This window comes from Microbulbifer mangrovi, from assembly GCF_002009015.1.
Classification (GTDB): Bacteria; Pseudomonadota; Gammaproteobacteria; order Pseudomonadales; family Cellvibrionaceae; genus Microbulbifer; species Microbulbifer mangrovi.
The window spans coordinates 13,727-30,478 of record NZ_LZDE01000336.1; the positions used below are offsets into that span (position 1 = coordinate 13,727).

A 16,752-nucleotide genomic window follows, 5' to 3' on the forward strand; every position below is an offset into this window, starting at 1 on the left:
GCTGTCGCAACTGGCTTCCGATTCTAAGCCGCAGGCAACGCCTCTTCCGGTGACATCTGGTCTGCACTCAAACTAACCACCACTTTTTCATCCTGATCCTGGTCGCTGGCCATATGCGTATTCCAGCCAAGGAGTGGTTGATGGCAGTCATCTCCGGTGAGCTGAACCGGTGATACCTGACTGGTATACAAAGTGGCTGAAATCTCGAAATCCATCTCAATACCGGCACTCAACTGGATAAATGATTTCAGCGCTTCCAGTTTTTCAGAACCGGGGGCAATGGCCATATGGTCTTCGTAGTCCAGAGGCTCGATGACTATGCGAAATTTATTCTGAGCCTGGAAGCATTGGGTTCCGAGAATGGTGTCGGTGCCCAGGCGATTATTGACCCCCAACGGATACTGCGGGCCCGGCAGCCGGGTAAGCACGTCCTCCGGCAAATCATCCCACTGCCCCTGGAACTGCTCGACCGAAACCTTCAGACCGAAATATTGGCGAATCATGCTTTCCAGCGCGGCGGCAGAGCATTGTTGCCGACCCAGGTGCCCGGCCATACCGTAAAGTACATCATCCGGGATTGGCATCCGGTATCGGAGTTCACTGGTACCCAGCCCGGCAATGGATGCCAGCGCCTGGCTGAATAAATCCGGCTCTCGCGCCTTGCGCAGTTTCGCCGATTCGAAATTTACGGGTAGCTGGTATTTCTGCCACGCGCGATAGAACAGGGAAATATTGCGGTGGTGAAAGATATCCAGAAAATCCCGCAGCGCCGTGTTTTTTTCCCGAAGCTCACGGTGCACTACCTCGGTCAGGTAGTACGGCATAACCCCCTGGCTACCCACCAGTCCACCGAAGCCGACTTCCATATTCCACTGTTTCTCTGGTGCCGATTCGTCAGCATACAGCGGATCCCGATTACCCTTGTCGCGCTCGCCATCGCTTCTCTGTCGGGTAGAGAATGGTGCCGAGATTTCGCGCTCTTCTATTCGGATCACATCAGAGGCGACAAACGATAGCGAGGTCTGCGCCTTGAAACGCAGCACTTCCCTCGCTGGCGGTGCAGCACTGGCCAAAGGTTCTCGAGCAAATACGGCGCCTGCAGCAGCGTCGGAATCTTCCCGCTGCTGCTCGATCAGAACAGCGCGCTCCAGGGTCCGCACCGCCTGAAAAAACTCAAAGCGATACGGCTCCTCGCGCAGCCGCTGGATTACACTAACGCTTTGTCGCCGGCGCGTGGAGGCCATCTTTTCAGTTCTCCATCTCGATCACTCAACTTGGCAATCAGTCTGGTAAAGGAATTAATTGAGCAATAGAGCCCCAGGAAGCGCTCGATCACACTGGCAAATAGCAGCGGGGATGTACCCGAAAGCATCATCGAATCAAACTCGATCGTCACCTCGGTACCACGACACAAAACCACACTGCTATCCACCTGAATCGGCGCCGTTATGGGACGGGTTTCAAGCTGCAGAACCGATTCAATCATGTTCCTGGTACTGCCGGAATTACGGAAATCGTATAACCGCAGTATCTCTTTCAGCACATCCACACCGCCGGTATTACTTAGGGACAGATGATTCAGGTTTAGATGGGAAATCAGCCGCCAGTAAGCGCGATCGCGTCTCGGGGGGCGAATGGTTGCAGTAGGGGCAACCGGGCAACTGATCCGTTTAGCCGGCGCATCACCATCGACGATAGACAGATACGGCTGGGCATTTCCGGATGGAAGCTTTTTCGGCAGATTGCGATTGGTACAGGTCAGCTTCAGGCCCAGGGTCTGCTGATCAGCGTCGTACGGGTTGAAATCCAGATCCACCAGCATGATATCCACTTCAGAAGCCTGTTCATTGCGGTGCTCACCCTCGACGACATCCCGCCGACGCGAATACCAGAATGCGGACTTTCCATCCGAAGCGTTACTGTGCTGAATCCCGTAAAACGGGCGGTATTGGGTGGTTTCCCCTCCGGCGTTGGTGGAACTCACCTCATCTATTGAATACACCTCGAGGCCATCACTGCGACGTACATCGGGAATAACGTGATAGCTGTACTGTTCCTGAGTCACCGGAATCGGATCGGCGCTGTGGTTGAACAGATTGACCACCGGTGTGCAGCCGAGGCAGAACATGGTCGGCGACAGCTGTTTCTCCAGCTCGTCGTGAGACTCCGACAGGTAGATATACAGGTTCAGGGTATCGCCGTACTTGTCGTTGATTACCCCTTCGAGACCATCTATATCGATAAACTGGAATTTCTCCGGGAACGCGAAGTACTCGGTGAGCAGCCGGTACCCGAGAAATGCCGAATCCGGATAGGGCAATAACCCTTCATCTGCACCCAGCCCAACCTGCTTCAGGGAATCCGCATCGAGAAATACCGGGCTGGGGTCCCCCTCCCCGGTTGCGATGACGAGCTTTACACATTTCGTCAGAATCAGATCGTAGAGATCGTAGATATGACTCGGCTGGCCCTTCAGGAAAAATCGCAGACGGTTTGGCTTGAGCTCACCAAAGCTTACATCTTCGCTGAAAGTTTTCAGCGATAGTTTGAGCACCGCGTTGGCGCCAGCGACATCATTACAGCCCGGTGCGATAAACGGCCTCGGCATCAGACTGGCGCTCTCTGCCTGAAACGGACATACATCTACGGGGTAACGGCTGGTAAATCGACAGGTCTGCCCCTGGAAACTCTCGGATTCCAGTACAAGATCCTTTTCCAGATGGACGATGCCATCCAGGTCGGATTCGGGCTCAAACTGAATGATCGAGCATGAGGGTATCGGGCGCAGGTAATGGGGATACAGCGTCTCCAGTATTGCGTCCGTCAGTTCCGGAAAATCATCGCTCAGCTTCTGCTGCACGCGCGCATTCATATACGCAAATCCGGACAGCAGACGCGCTACCAGCGGATCATCTACCGTGTCCGTATCCAGCTGCAGGCGAGACGCCGCGGCCGGGTGCATACGCGCAAACTCGCCGGCAGTCTGCTGTACGAAAGCCAGCTCGCGCTCGTAAAGGTCTATCAGTTTTTCAGTCATTATCGCACCTCTGACACGTCGACCAGTTGCGTGACCGGATTCAATGCGGAATCGAACACGATGACCTCCGATGCCGGGTTTACATGTAACACGGCCTCAACCCGGAAGCGGATACTCGGATCCTCGACGTCGATATTTTCCTGGGTATTCACCTTCACCGAGCTGATCCTTGGCTCGTAGCGGAGGATGGTGCGCTCAATATCCCGGCAAAATTTTCGGCGACTTTCTCCGGAAGTGAGGTTTACCGTGGATAAATCCGGCAGGCCGTAATTGATATTTGAATCGTCGAGATGCTCGTGTCCCTCCGGGGCGGACAGGCATCGGTAACGGGTATTGAACAGGAACTCCAGGTCTCGCCTCACACCCTCGCGCAGCTGTCTCAGCACCTGATGGGGGCGGTGAATATCCATATTGACTGAGGAATCCAGTAAGCGATCCAGTAGTGGTGCCAACAATCGCTTTTCTTGTGTGGACTGACTCATCAGCTGGTCGCTCCCACGCCGATCTGCGACAACGCAGTGGTCAACTTCAGTTCAGACACCAGGTGATCGACGGTATAGTGGCTCTTCAGGTGAATGACGCTTTGATAACTTCCGGGTTTTCCGGGCTCATCCATTACCCGAACCCGCGCCTCGCGCAACGGATAGCGTGCCAGCATTTCCCATGAGAGATCCTCTCGGCCGGTGGTATACCGATCCATCCAATGCTGCAGTTGTCGCTCACAATCTGCCGCATTCATGTAGGCGCCTACCTTGTCGCGTATCATTACTTTTATGTAATGGGCGAAGCGTGAAGCACACAATATCTGCTGAAGCATCCCGCTGATTCGGGCATTGGCTGTTGCAGATTTGGAGCTGTACCGCTTTGGACGCTGCAATGAAGGTACGCTGTTAAATGCACTGTAAGGCGAGTCATAGCAGTGACACAGGCAGGCAAAACCGAGTTCGCTGAGTTCTCGCTCGGCAAAATCGGTGATCAGGATGGAGGTAGCCATCTTGATGGACTGGGCACTGCTGTCGACACCGTAGGGGACATTCGGTAACTGGGTAACCAGACCGCCCCCCAGATGATCCCGCGCTACGCCACGGATATGCGAAAACCAGCCGACTTCATCAAACTCGCGAATCAGTACGCAGCCCATGGCAAACACCGCATTGCCCCACAGATGGTTTCTCGCATCTGAGGATTGAGCACTTTCGCCAAAGCGAATGCCCCGGTAATTGGAGAAACCCCGGGTATGTGGTTGCCGCATCAGAACCTGCGGTAGTAGTACGCCGATAAACCGGGAATCTTCCAGATCCCGAAGGCTGTTCCAGCGAATGTACTGTTTCTGGCGGAAAACCTCGGAAAAATCGATCGGCCGTGCGACATCATCAAAACTGTCGACGCCGAAAAGCTGCGGCGCCGCGCTACAGATAAACGGCGCGAAAGCAGCAGCCGCAGTATGGGCGATCCCCTGCAGGGTAAATACGTCGTCGTATGGATGGCCTTCAAAGGGCTGATGGGAAATATAGTAGTCACCGATCAGCAGGCCAAAGGGTTCACCACCGGGGGTACCAAATTCTTCGTTATAGACGAGATGAAACAGTCCGGACTGATCGTAATCCGGGGCGCGTTCTATATCCCGAGAGAGATCTTTCCAACTGACATCCAGCAGCTTGATGACAATATTGTCCGCTGCCGGCGTCTCTGAGATCAGCATCGACAAGCCGCGCCAGCGCGCTTCCAGCTCCTGGAATTTTGGGTGATGGAGAATCTCGTTCACCTGATCACTAATCAGGAGATCCAGCTCCGCAATTACCTGATTCAGCCACTCGCGCACAGTGTGCCGACTGGTATCACCAGAGCCGCTGAACGCATCCAGCCAATATTCAAATGCAAACAGATCGTCCGGTTCGTCCAGAAATTTCTGCAGCGGGTTTCCACCACCCTGAAGCAATGACTCGGCGAACAGGATAGGGTCACCTGGCTTCTGGTGGGAAGACATCGAAGGCAAGGCAGGCACTCCCCAGTGGGTATGAGAGGTGTGTTAACAGACGGAGGCTGGTGGAAAAAGGGCCGATCAAAGGATCGGCCCTTCGCCAATTACCCTGCGCTCGGGATATTGGCCACCATACGCATGGAAGTGGTGAGCTCTTCCATCTGCAGCCAGGGCTTCAGGTATGCAACGGCGCTGTAGCAACCGGGCTGACCTGGTATCTCCTTCACCTCTACCCGCGCCTCTGCCAGGGGATACTTCGCCTTCATTTCGGCACTCGCATCCGGGTTGGAGTTGGTGTACTGGGAGATCCACTTGTTCAGCCAGCGCTCACAATCGCCAGCTTCCATAAAGCTGCCCACTTTGTCGCGCGCCATTACCTTGAGGTAGTGGGCGATACGCGAGGTTGCCATCAGGTAGGGCAAGCGAGCGGAGATGGAGGCATTTGCGGTCGCATCCGGGTCGTCGAATACTTTCGCCTTCTGGGTGCTCTGAGAACCAAAGAACACGGAGTAATCGGTATTCTTGTAGTGACACAGCGGCAGGAACCCCTGGGCACTGAGCTCCGCTTCACGACGGTCGGTGATACCGATTTCGGTCGGGCATTTCTGGTCCAGGTCGCCATCATCACTTTTGAACAGGTGAGTGGGCAGGCCTTCTACCTTACCGCCACCTTCGGCACCGCGAATCGCCGTACACCAGGAGTTTTCAGCAAATGCCTTGGTCATGGTGGTACCCATCACGTATGCGGCATTCATCCAGCAATACTGCTCGTGATTGGCCGGACGGGAGACACCGTCCTCGTCTACCTCGAACTCTTCGTAATTGAAGGATTCAACCGGCTTGGTATTGGCACCGTACGGGGTGCGCGCCAGGGTGCGGGGCATCACCAGGGTAACGAAACGGGAATCATCGCTATCGCGGAAGCTGCGCCACTTGATGTATTCACCGGACTCGAAGATGCCGCCCAGATCGCGGGGCTTGGAGAGCTCGGTGAAATCATTGAAGCCGAACATACCCGCACCAGCAGCGGAGACGAACGGACAGAAACCGGCCGCCGCCACGTTGGACATTTTGCTCAGCAGCTCGATGTCTTCCGGGTGACTGGTAAACTCGAAGTCGCCAATCATGCAGCCGAACGGTTCGCCACCCGCAGTACCGAACTCTTCTTCGTAAATCTTTTTGAAGGTCTGGCTCTGGTCGAACTCAACCGCCTTGTCCAGATCGCGGAACAGCTCGCGTTTGGTAATGTTCATCATGCGGACCTTGAGGGTCGCGCCGGTTTCGCTGTTCATTACCAGATGGTTCAGGCCACGCCAGGAGCCCTCAAGCTTCTGGAACTTCTCATCGTGCATGATTGCAGCGAGCTGCTTGGACATTGCCGCATCAATTGCCGCCACTGCTTTATTGACGGTCTGGGTAAGGTTGCGATCCCAGGTGACGGTTCCCTGCAAAACCTGCTGAGTCAGGTTGGCGATCAGGTCCTGAGCTTCGTCTGGCTGAGTCTGCTTGGTCGCAGAAATAGCCTGTTCCAGCAGGCTTACCGACTGCTCTTCCGCTTCCTGTTCCGCTACATTTTCAACTTCGGTGCTCATTACGCGTCCTCTCCCTTGTCTTCTCCCAGCCCCAGCTGCTCGGAGATTGCAGTGACGTTTTCAGTACTCTGGAGAATGTCTTCCAGAACTTTTTCCAGTTCCTCAGAGCGGTCGGCTTTGCTCAGCAGGTCACGCAGTTTGCTGCGCGCTTCCAGCAGTTGTTTCAGGGGCTCAACCTGTTCCACGATCTGCTCTGGAGTAAAGTCATCCATGTGATTGAAATCGAGGTTTACCGCCATCTTGCTGCCGTCGTCAGACAGGGTGTTTTCCACCTGCAGCTCGAGTTTCGGATTTACCTTGGCCATCACATCGTTGAAATTATCGCGATCGATCTGAACGAACTTACGCTCTTTCAATGCCTTGCGGTTTTCCATGTTGTCGCCGGAGTAATCACCCATGACGCCAGTCACGAAAGGCAGCTCTTTTTTTACTTCCGCACCATTGGTTTCAACATCATAGGTAATGTGGACACGCGGCTTACGCACACGCTTCAGTTTGTTGTGAATACTCTCGGACATCTGGGTCTCCTTTCCTCAATACAGGAATCGTGGTGTTTTCTAGGGATTTACCAACTGGGTTCTGCGGTCGGCTCCGGAGCCCCCCAGCCCGCATCTTCCTGGGCGGGTTGAGACTCGGTGCTGGCAGCAGGCTGCTCGGCAGGGGTAGATTGGGTAACAGGTGGTGCCACGTAGCGCTGGCTGTCGGAGCCATCCAGTCGCACACCGGTCAGCTGTGAATACATGGCGCGGGACTGGTCGTCCGGCAGGAGTTCGCCCATCAGCTCAGCCACGGTCATCCGGCCCCAACCAATCAGTCGTTCGAGGCCAGGCGCCAGCGGTGTATGTGGTTCGTATGTGCGGAAGTACTTCGCGGCCTTTTCCAGCAATTTCAGGGCATCTTCCCTCGAGGTGATAGCACCGGTGGGTACAGCGACCATCTGCATCGCGACTCCTCCATTCTCAGCAGCGGCAGCGGGTGTCTGCCCGGCATCCGCCTCAACGGGTTCAGGCTCTTCGGCCGCGGCAAGTGACTCTAACTGCGGTTTGTAGACAAAACGGACGGTGCGCAACACCTCATCCAGAAGGCTGGTGATATTGGTCGAGGGCGGCGCATCGCTGCCGCAGGATTCCCGCAGCACAGCATTGGTGGCCTTGAAACTGGTGAGACACTCTTCCAGCGTCTCCACCAGATCCGAGGCCCATTGCGGCGCCGCCGGGGTGGCACAGGCATCAAACTCACCAATGCTGTAGCCGAGCGTTTCCACCCGCGCCGCCTTGGCATCCGGGTCGGCGATCTTGTCTGCATCCCGGGCTTGCTGGTAGTGGAAGAAGGAGTAGCTACCGTAATCCCCTTCCGGAGTGATATCTGCGTTGCGGATCGGCATCAACAGGGTGCCATCTGCGCCATCGCCGTTGAGGCCGGTAAGCGGAGCTACCTTTGTTTCGATGCCGTCTTCATCGGGTTCGGGATAGAGATCATCCCAGTATTCCGCAATCAGCCGTTCGATGAGAGTAAATCCGTCGCGCAATCCGGGAAAACCGTGCAGTCGAATGAGCGCTTCGGTATACCAGCTGGCAACCTCGAGATCCTTGCTCTTTTCCTTGAGAATTTTTTGCGCTGTCTTTGCCACCTCGCGCCATGGTGCAAGCAGGTCGGCGTCGCTCTCGTCGAACATCGCCGAGCGCTCGGCGGCACGCGCGCTGTTTCGGGCATCCTTGATGGTGTAGTAATCGGAGGTGGGAGAGCGATCTGCGCGGATATCCTCACCCTGCCGCTGCTCGCCAGGAATATCCTGCAGAAGAGAATCCAGTTCTATCGCATTCGGAAATGCCATGAAAATTCCTTTTCATTATCGGGCGTAGACAATTTTTTCTACGCGCCTGTTGTTTATCTATTTTTCAGGCCAGAGCCACCCGAGAGGGGACATCGTCTGCAGCGATCTCCGGATTTTTTGCTGTTTTAGGCGAATCCGCTTCCGTTATGAACGAGAAGCTGGAGATCAATTGATCGAATTCGTGCTTGCGCTCTGAAAATACACTCTGTTCACTCCACAGGAACAGGGTATAGATTTTTTCACCACCGCCAATACAAGCAACCAGGTATTGAACCGGTACTGTGTCGACTTCGGCAAGTAATTCGCCAAAAAAACCTGTACCGCCATCGACCTGCAGTTGCTTCGCAGGGCTACTAACCGATGCCAGATAAAGTTGCGCAGCACACTGGGATAACTGCGCCTGACAGTACTCCTCCACCGTTGGTGCAGAAGGAAAGTCTTCCACTCTCTGTGGGAGCACCACTAAAAATTCATTCTTATCCAGGCTACCCGCCTGCAAAACTGCCCGCTGGTTCAGATCGTCAAATACCTGCCAGTCATTCGGCACGTGAACGGAACAACTACCATCCGTAGCGTTCAGCCTGACCGTTGTAGATGGAGATCTGACGGCTGTGGATTCCAAAACGGTTTTATCGGTGCATCGGATCTCAGCGCACCAACCGGCTGCCCAGAAGGCCCGCACCAGTTTCTCGCCTTCTGCGACCTGGTCACAGACTTTTACGACGGTAGATTTACCATTCAACAGTTTTTTTATCCGGGTAAAATCCAGGCCGAACTTCTCGGCCAACAACCGGATTCCCTGCCGACGATCAAACCCTTCCCTTAGAACACCGGTAAAGACTACCTGGCATTGCCTCGCTAACATTTTCAATCCCTGAACGTGCTGCCACGGGTGCCTGTCGGCGATCCCCGGCGAGGTCGCACATCAATGTCCGACCTGAAAAAGCTTCCACAAACCACACAGTAGTGTTTGCGTTATTTGGTAACGACGCACAACGAATGCAATCCCGCAATCCGGCCGTGCAAACGGTACGCCCGTACCGATTACTGAAACACCAAACCATTATTTTATCGGAATAGAATTCCGCTTGAACACCGATTTAAATGTATCTACTCAGAAAAACCGAGTTTTTATTGGTACGCTAATACCAACTAGACAGAAGACTCTGCTAATTCCCTCACCAGTGCAATTTCGGCGCACCGAGCATTGCGCAATAATTCCCCGGGTCTGGCAGTCCCGGGCTCAACAGAGAGGTCGGGGCAAGGTGCTGTGAACCTTCACACCACCAGAGGCTAAAGCTGTTATGTTTTTCCTTCACGAGAAATTCGAGCATCGACGGATAATGCTGTGAAATCCTCGAAGCACCACTCAGGGATAACAGATCGCCATCATTGTCTGCAGCGAGTGCATTGCCCGGCAAATCCACCAGTGGCGGAAACCTGTCCAACACCTGGTCAGCAGAAAGTGCGTTTTGCAGTGCGTCTATCGCCAGTGCGGAGGCCTGCTCATACCACTCCCCTGCATCGATCTGTACGGAAAATAGATTCGCGCCATTTTCCAACGGTGCCGCCAAGGTGACAGGAAAATAGCGTCCTACACTATCCACGCTGGGAACCAGAATGCCTATCCAGCCCTGCTGGTTGAGGACACCGGGACTCATTGCGAACCGCCAGATTGGACTTGTCAGGTAATACTCCAACCAGCGATCACCTACCAACTCCCGGGAACCGTGCACTGCGCGCTGCAGCCATTCGTCCCAGGGAGTGACAAAACTTGCCGGCAACTCCCGCTGAATGAAGTCGCCATGTCCCGGAAGTTTTCCAAACAATCCGCTGTGTGACATATCTGCACCGCTTAAAGTACTTGCGGGCAGCGATAGCCGCCCAGCAAACCTTGATCGAAGGGATTACTCACACCGGCAGCAGAAAGCCTGAACTGTGCCGAGCGGCCGGATTCGCGGAAAGTAACCAGATATTCAGAGCCATTGCGAGAAGACTCGAGCTCCGAATTCAGCAACAAGCGGTACCAGGCCCAGTCGCCCTCGAAATGTTGTCGATGCACAGTTTCATTCAGATCCTCAAATAGAATCCGCACGCGGTTTGTTTCCCCACCACGCCAGTCCAACTTGGAGCGAGTACGCGGACCATGTGAGTAGGGAACTCGCTGACTGCCCAGCTCAAGGGCAAACAACCTCACGCTGGAATCCAGTTTTGTCGGCTCTATACGGAAACTGTATCCGGCCTCTTCGCCCTGGCTGAAGAGGGTTTTTCGAATGCGCTCCGCACGCTGCATCTGGCGCAGTGCGCCACTGGAAATCCCCAGGGTTTGCCCTTCCAGAGCCTTGAGTTTCCAGTTGCGCGTATCCACGAACGGCTTCAGGTATTCCTGAACAAACTGCTGCTCGATACCACCGGGCTTGAAGTACTTGTTGAACTCCATCACCGGTGTTTCCTGATTACCACCGGCTCGGAGAGGGAAGCGATCCGCCAGGCTTCGGCTGTACACGCTGTACACTTGCTCCCGCCATACGCGATCGGTGTGGCGTTTGGCTTTGGCCATTACCAATCCCCAGGTGCTATCTGCAATCTCTTCCAGCCAATCATCAAAGGGTGCCGGTGCATTGGCGGCCTTTACCCGCAGCTGCTTGATTGCATCTCCGGCGCCACTGAAGCGTGCTTTGGCCTTGTTGAACGCAACCTCATCGGTATCTACACCGCTGTCGATTTCCGCCAGATACTCCTGCAGCTGAGTGATACTGGACAGGTAATCCTGTACACGAGCCGGTCGGCCTTTTTCACTGCGCGTCAGTCTCTGCAGCTCCTCAAACCTGAGGTCTACCACCGTCGGCTGGAATTTTTCTGCCAGTTTGCTGGCAGCGCCACTGACCGCAGCAGAGCCGAGGCGACGGGTCGTGCTGGAAACCGGTAGCGGTACGCCACTCGCATCTACGGGCACTTCTGGACGCGGGGTCAGCGCCGTGTTGTCCGACGTGATTTCAGCAATGGCCAGCAGGGGTGAATACACCGGATCGGAGAGTTTAGACAACACATCCAGTGCCTCAGAGGTAGACTGGAATCGCTGAATTGAAAAACCGGAAACGAACTGCTGCCAGCGCTGCTGGTATTCACCGAGATAGATGCGCTTGACATCCTCACCCAGTCGCTTGCGGTCCTCCTCATTGAAATCTTCCCCGCTTAGATCGCCACCGTATATCCAGCGTTCATCCGCCAGCTGATCCAGCAGCGGGGAATCCGCATCGAAGTCCAGTTCTTTATAACCGGCCTTGGTATACAGGTAGGGGATATGAAAACGGCTGTCACCCGGGTCAACACCGAACAGTTGTGCAGTGTCTCCACCGACTTCACCGTAGAGGTCAATCTGTGTCTGTCCCAGGTCGCTGCGCAGCATCTGCGCATAAAGGCGCTGCGGTACCGGAATACGGCGTAATTGCTGTCGCGCCGTTGCAATTACCCGCTCATTGGGCTCGAGATTTTCCGGCAGCGGCCGGGAGAAAAGACGCTCCAGATGTGCCAGCATCTGCTGCTGTTTAGCGGCCTCGCCAGACAGTGTCTGCGACCACTCATCACTGAAATACGCGGTCAAATCCTCGAGGCTTCGCTTTTCCGGATTAAACAGCATCAGGTAGGTCTTCAGCGTCTGGGTAAGTGCCGGATCTGCACTGTCGAGTTTTACCAGTCGCTGCTCCAGTGCACGCTGCAATGCGGGCAGGAAGGTGAGCTCCAGTTGCTCGCGATAAAGGCGATCCGCCGCGGCATCGACTCGTTCATCGTACAGACCGAGATTATTCAGCCAGGGGTGCTCTTCTTTCTGATACACGCGAGAAGCCGCCTCCAGTGGCTCGAGCAGCTCCAGGGTTTGCAATGGTGAGATTTTGCGGTCCCCCAGTTTTTCCCTGGCTTCCTCGTAAAGCGCAATATTGTCGCGGACCTCCCCCATATACCGCTTGTTCTGCGCAATACTGCCGGTCCACAAGAATAGAGCACCGACAAAAGCCGCGGCGGATCCAACGTAGACCGCGCCGCGCAGCCAACGGGTAACACTTTCAACCTTGCGGTTCACTCCGACCAGATCGGCTTCCGGGAAAATGACATCTTTCAACAGACGATGCAGAAAATAACTCTTGCCCACCCCCTGGAATCGCTGCGCCACGTCGCGCTCGAGGCCGAAATCGGAGCTCACTGAGGCCATCATCCGGTCAATCGGACTTCCCTCCTGAGTGCCACTGGTAAAGTACACACCGCGTACCATGGGTACGGTGTCGTAGCGATTGGCACTGAATGCCTGCTTCACAAAATCGGACAATACGTTTTGCAGGCTCTCCATACGCGCAGGGAAACCCTGTAATAGAGCGCGCTTCTCTACATTGCGCTCCTGATGCACACGCCACAGGACCCGCTGATTGAGCCGCTGGATCAACGCCTGGAACTCGCTGACAAAGTCATCCAGTGGTGCACCCGCCCCCGTGTGTGCCTCTGCCGGAAAACTGATTCCCCACACCTGCTCGCGCTCGGCCTGCGAAAGGTTGTCGAAATATTCGCTGAAGCCGGCAACGAGGTCACACTTGGTGAAAGTAAGATAAATCGGGAAGCGGATTCCCAGCTGCTGCTGCAGATCATTGATACGCGCGCGGATAGTCTTGGCCTGATGTACGCGCTGCTCGGTAGTCTGCACCATCAGATCCTGCAAACTGACCGCAACCAGCACACCATTGATAGGACGGCGCCGACGATATCGCTGCAGCAGGTTCAGGAAGGCTTTCCAGGCACTGTTGTCGTATACGCGGTGGCTATCCTGTGTGGTATAGCGCCCGGCGGTATCGATCAGCACCGCATCGTTGGTAAACCACCAGTCGCAATTCCGCGTACCGCCTACACCACCCAGAGCCTCTTTGCCATGACTCTGTGCGAGCGGAAATTCGAGGCCGGAATTGACCAGCGCGGTCGTCTTACCGGATCCGGGCGGGCCGATGATGATGTACCACGGAAGCTGATAGAGGGACACGTTACCGCGCTGGGATTTGAAACGCGCCTTGCGCAGCACCTGCATGGCATCGCGAAAACGTTCGGACAGTGCATTCAGCTCTTCACGGCTGCGCTCCTGATCCGGATCCGCTTCGTCCTCCTGCGACTCTTCAATACCCTGGATCAGCGCCTGGTTCTGACGGCGCTCTACCAGCCACTGGCTCAGGTTCCATACCAGCCAGATCGCAAATATAAATACGATGATGGTAAGCCGGACGCCCGTGGACAGGGTCGCATTATCGCTGCCAAATTTTATGTAATCGGCACCAAACCAGATCAACAACGAGAGCGCACACAGGCCGATCAGGCCCAGCACCCATTTATTGGTAAAAAAATTCGCCAGTCGTTTCATGAATTACTCCAGTCCCCGCGACCATTCTGCGCCGGGCAATCAGCAACCGTGTTCAGCGCGGCTGCGCAATGTTTTCCTGCGATTCAGGCATCAGCGCCTGTATCTCTTCTGCTACCGGCGTTGCGCTCTGGTACAACCACCAGCGGTACCCGCTGAAGGTTGCCGCGAGCACACCGAGTACCACACTGGCAATGACCCACAGGGGCACGTACTGGATCAGCTTTGTCTTGCGATCCACACATCCCTGCCAGCGCGGAGAGAGATCCCGATCCATGGCCGGGCGATGGCTTTCAATGGTGCGATACAGGTTGTCCCGGATCTGTTCCAGTTGCTCGTGACCGCGCTGCGCCAGACGATACTTTCCCTGGAAGCCGAGACTGAGGCACAGGTAAAACAGCTCCAGCAATTCAATATGCGACCCTGGGGTTTCCAGCGTGCGCTGAAGGATCAGGAAACATTTTTCACCGCCGAACGTTTCCTTGTGGAACAGGCTCAACAGGGAATGCTGACTCCAGCCACTCGCGGTCCCCCAGGGCGTGGACAGCACTACTTCATCGACCACCGTGCACAGCAGATATCGCGCGGTCAGCACTGTCTCCTGAGACAGCGAAAGCTGCCTGGCTTCCCGCTCAAAACTCTGGATCTCGCGCGTCAGGCGTTTGTGCAGGTCCGGCACATTGGCGTGATTCATGGTGGTGCGAAGCTTGACGATGGCCCCGAGTACTTTGGACGCGGCGGAAATCAACGGGTTCAGGCTGTTGCGGATACGCAGGTCACCTGCGGCCATGTCCGGGGCAGCGGGTTGCTGAGGCTGAGGGGAGCGTCCACCCGCGGGGGCAGCTGCCCCCGGCGTTGGGATCATCACTGTGCGATCTGCAGCGCCCGGCGCTGAATAAGCATCGTTACTCATTTTCAGTTATTCCTTATCGCCCACAGTTCCATGGTCAGGCCCGGAAACTCCGCTCCCAGATGTACCGCAAAACCACCGGAGCGCTGCATCGCCTGCCACAGTTCTCCGGTGCGCTCGAGTTCAAAATAGGTAAAACCGGCGTGGTAGGGAATCTGCCGCGGTGCGACCGGCAATGCACGAATAGAAAGACCCGGCAGCTGCGCGGAGATAAGTTCGCGAATGGCCTCCACCGGAGCGACTTTTGCCTGGCTGGGGAAACGGCTGCGCAGCAGGTCTCCGGGCATATCCGCTTTTGCCGCCATCACAAAGCTCGCCGTCTTGACCAGGGATGGATCGGTAATCGGCGCCACATAAATACCAAACTTGCGCTGCACCAGATCCATGGCGATAGCGGTTTGCTCGAGTACCGTGGAGAGAGATTGTCGCAGGGCGGAAAAAAGCCCCACATAGCTCTGTTGCAGGTTTTCGTGCATGTAACGCGGGATTTCCGGCGGCCGCTTGTTGGCGGCGGTAAATGTCGAGAGCTCACCGGCGAGCTGCAAAAGCTCCAGGAACAGGCTATGCGGATGCAGCCGCGGCTGGCCGGTAACCTGTTTGAGCAATGGCTCGAATCGGTTGATTACCTGAAGTAACAGATAATCCGCGATCTCGGCGGAACCGCTGCGACCACTGTCCGCCAGGCGGTGCCCCAGTGCGGTACCGCGGTGATCCAGCAAACCCTTAACTTCTTCGATATACGCCTTGATGACTGGAGATGCATCGGCGTTCAACAGTGGAGGAATGTAGTCGGGATCCAGCTCAACCGGCTTTTCCGGCTGACGCTCGCGAATGCGGGTGATACCGATTGCCGCATAGCCACTGAGGTCATCGCTGCCGAGTTTGAGGCAAGCCCGCAGTTTCCCCACCTGAATTCGCGCGGCCTCACCGGAAGTAGAGGCACTGTTGCGTGCATCGAAGTTATTTGCCTGGTAGCGCGCCTGCGGGAAATCTTCCTGATCCCTGACCGATTCCTGGCTTCCCGGCCGTTTCATCGGCACGCACAGGTAGACAATTTCATCCCGGGTATTTACCGGAACATCCAGTACATCCGGAAGGTTTTCATTTTCTGGCGCCAACACCGGAGTACCATCGGGGAAAATACCGCTGATCCGGGACAGCGAAATTTTTCCCATTGCCAGTGGCTCGCTGTCGATGGCCAGTTCAATCAGTCCCCAGGTATAGGGCCCCAGGGCGCCCGTGCGGGCCTCTACCAGCTGCTCCAGGTAGCGGTCCTGTTGCTGGAAGTGCTGCGGACGAAGGAACATTCCCTCGCTCCAGATAACCTTATTATTCGCCGACATACGCTGTCCTTGTTGCGGCGCCAGGCTGAAGCCTTGCGGATTGTATAGGATCGATTTTCAGAATTATTTTCCGGACTGCTGCAGTTTACGCAGACGTTCGTACTCGGCACTGGAAATGGTTACTGTTTTGTCTTTTTTGGGCTCCTCGCGTGCGGCGCGCCGACGCATATCGAGAGCTTCGGTGGAGGCCATGCGCGTGCCCTCAAGGGTGATCGCGTATTCATTTTTTTTGTGGTCGGTAATCGGCAACAGCATCAGCGCATCGGCATCCTGGTACTGGACAAACTCCGCCAGCAGACCAATATATTTGACCTCGGGGGTCAATGCCAGCTGCTCGATCCGCTGTTCGCCCGGAGCAAACTCCTTGAGGATGATGGTATCGATCAGGTCTTTACCGAGACGGGAATCGGCATTCTCGTACAGATTCAGAAAGTCTTCCCGCGAAAACTGCCGGTCATCGGCAAGCATGAAAACCCGTAAAACTACCGGTGATGCACGTCCGTCACTATCCGGATTTACGTCATTTTCTATCTCCACCGCCAGGGCAATGCTGGTATCCAGATTCAGTGTGCGGCGCGTTGTCTGGCAGGCCGCAAGTCCGACGACCAGAGCCACGACTACCAGTAGTTGAACAATCTTTTTACTTTCCACAGCGATCTCCAT

General features: G+C 55.5%; 13 protein-coding genes. All 13 read right to left on the reverse strand.

What is annotated here, in order from left to right:
* Positions 1-23: 23 nt before the first annotated feature.
* The 13 genes from tssG to tssJ all read right to left on the reverse strand — a co-directional run bounded on the left by tssG (position 24) and on the right by tssJ (position 16,740).
* Positions 24-1,244: a type VI secretion system baseplate subunit TssG gene (gene tssG, locus B4U49_RS14690; protein WP_078085360.1), complete on the reverse strand. Its 1,221-nt coding sequence runs from the start codon at positions 1,242-1,244 to the stop codon at positions 24-26.
* Positions 1,208-3,037, reverse strand: a complete 1,830-nt coding sequence (tssF, locus tag B4U49_RS14695; RefSeq protein ID WP_078085361.1) for a type VI secretion system baseplate subunit TssF — start codon at positions 3,035-3,037, stop codon at positions 1,208-1,210. The genes tssG and tssF overlap by 37 nt, the downstream gene beginning before the upstream one ends.
* A complete protein-coding gene (gene tssE, locus B4U49_RS14700; protein WP_078085362.1) occupies positions 3,037-3,519 on the reverse strand; it encodes a type VI secretion system baseplate subunit TssE in 483 nt (160 codons plus the stop codon). The genes tssF and tssE overlap by 1 nt, the downstream gene beginning before the upstream one ends.
* Entirely contained in the window at positions 3,519-5,024 is a 1,506-nt protein-coding gene (gene tssC / locus B4U49_RS14705) for a type VI secretion system contractile sheath large subunit (protein WP_078085363.1), read from the reverse strand. The genes tssE and tssC (B4U49_RS14705) overlap by 1 nt, the downstream gene beginning before the upstream one ends.
* Positions 5,025-5,122: 98 nt before the next feature.
* Positions 5,123-6,610, reverse strand: coding sequence for a type VI secretion system contractile sheath large subunit (gene tssC, locus B4U49_RS14710; protein WP_078085364.1), 1,488 nt, complete (start codon positions 6,608-6,610; stop codon positions 5,123-5,125).
* Positions 6,610-7,128 carry a type VI secretion system contractile sheath small subunit gene (tssB, locus tag B4U49_RS14715; RefSeq protein WP_078085365.1) on the reverse strand — a complete coding sequence of 173 codons (519 nt, stop codon included), beginning with the start codon at positions 7,126-7,128 and terminating at the stop codon, positions 6,610-6,612. The genes tssC (B4U49_RS14710) and tssB overlap by 1 nt, the downstream gene beginning before the upstream one ends.
* Before the next feature lie 47 nt (positions 7,129-7,175).
* Positions 7,176-8,444, reverse strand: coding sequence for a type VI secretion system protein TssA (gene tssA / locus B4U49_RS14720; RefSeq protein WP_078085366.1), 1,269 nt, complete (start codon positions 8,442-8,444; stop codon positions 7,176-7,178).
* A gap of 64 nt (positions 8,445-8,508) precedes the next feature.
* Positions 8,509-9,231: a hypothetical protein gene (locus B4U49_RS14725; RefSeq protein WP_143735685.1), complete on the reverse strand. Its 723-nt coding sequence runs from the start codon at positions 9,229-9,231 to the stop codon at positions 8,509-8,511.
* Between the two features lie 391 nt (positions 9,232-9,622).
* Positions 9,623-10,288: a type VI secretion system-associated protein TagF gene (gene tagF / locus B4U49_RS14730; protein ID WP_078085368.1), complete on the reverse strand. Its 666-nt coding sequence runs from the start codon at positions 10,286-10,288 to the stop codon at positions 9,623-9,625.
* 11 nt (positions 10,289-10,299) lie between these two features.
* Positions 10,300-13,839 (reverse strand): type VI secretion system membrane subunit TssM, encoded by a 3,540-nt coding sequence (gene tssM, locus B4U49_RS14735; RefSeq protein ID WP_078085369.1) that lies wholly within the window; start codon positions 13,837-13,839, stop codon positions 10,300-10,302.
* 52 nt (positions 13,840-13,891) lie between these two features.
* Positions 13,892-14,749, reverse strand: coding sequence for a type IVB secretion system protein IcmH/DotU (gene icmH, locus B4U49_RS14740; protein WP_078085370.1), 858 nt, complete (start codon positions 14,747-14,749; stop codon positions 13,892-13,894).
* Positions 14,750-14,751: 2 nt separating this feature from the next.
* On the reverse strand, positions 14,752-16,089 hold the full coding sequence (gene tssK / locus B4U49_RS14745; RefSeq protein ID WP_078085371.1) for a type VI secretion system baseplate subunit TssK: 1,338 nt from the start codon (positions 16,087-16,089) through the stop codon (positions 14,752-14,754).
* A 63-nt stretch (positions 16,090-16,152) separates the two neighbouring features.
* Positions 16,153-16,740 carry a type VI secretion system lipoprotein TssJ gene (gene tssJ, locus B4U49_RS14750; protein WP_239692653.1) on the reverse strand — a complete coding sequence of 196 codons (588 nt, stop codon included), beginning with the start codon at positions 16,738-16,740 and terminating at the stop codon, positions 16,153-16,155.
* Between the last annotated feature and the right edge of the window lie 12 nt (positions 16,741-16,752).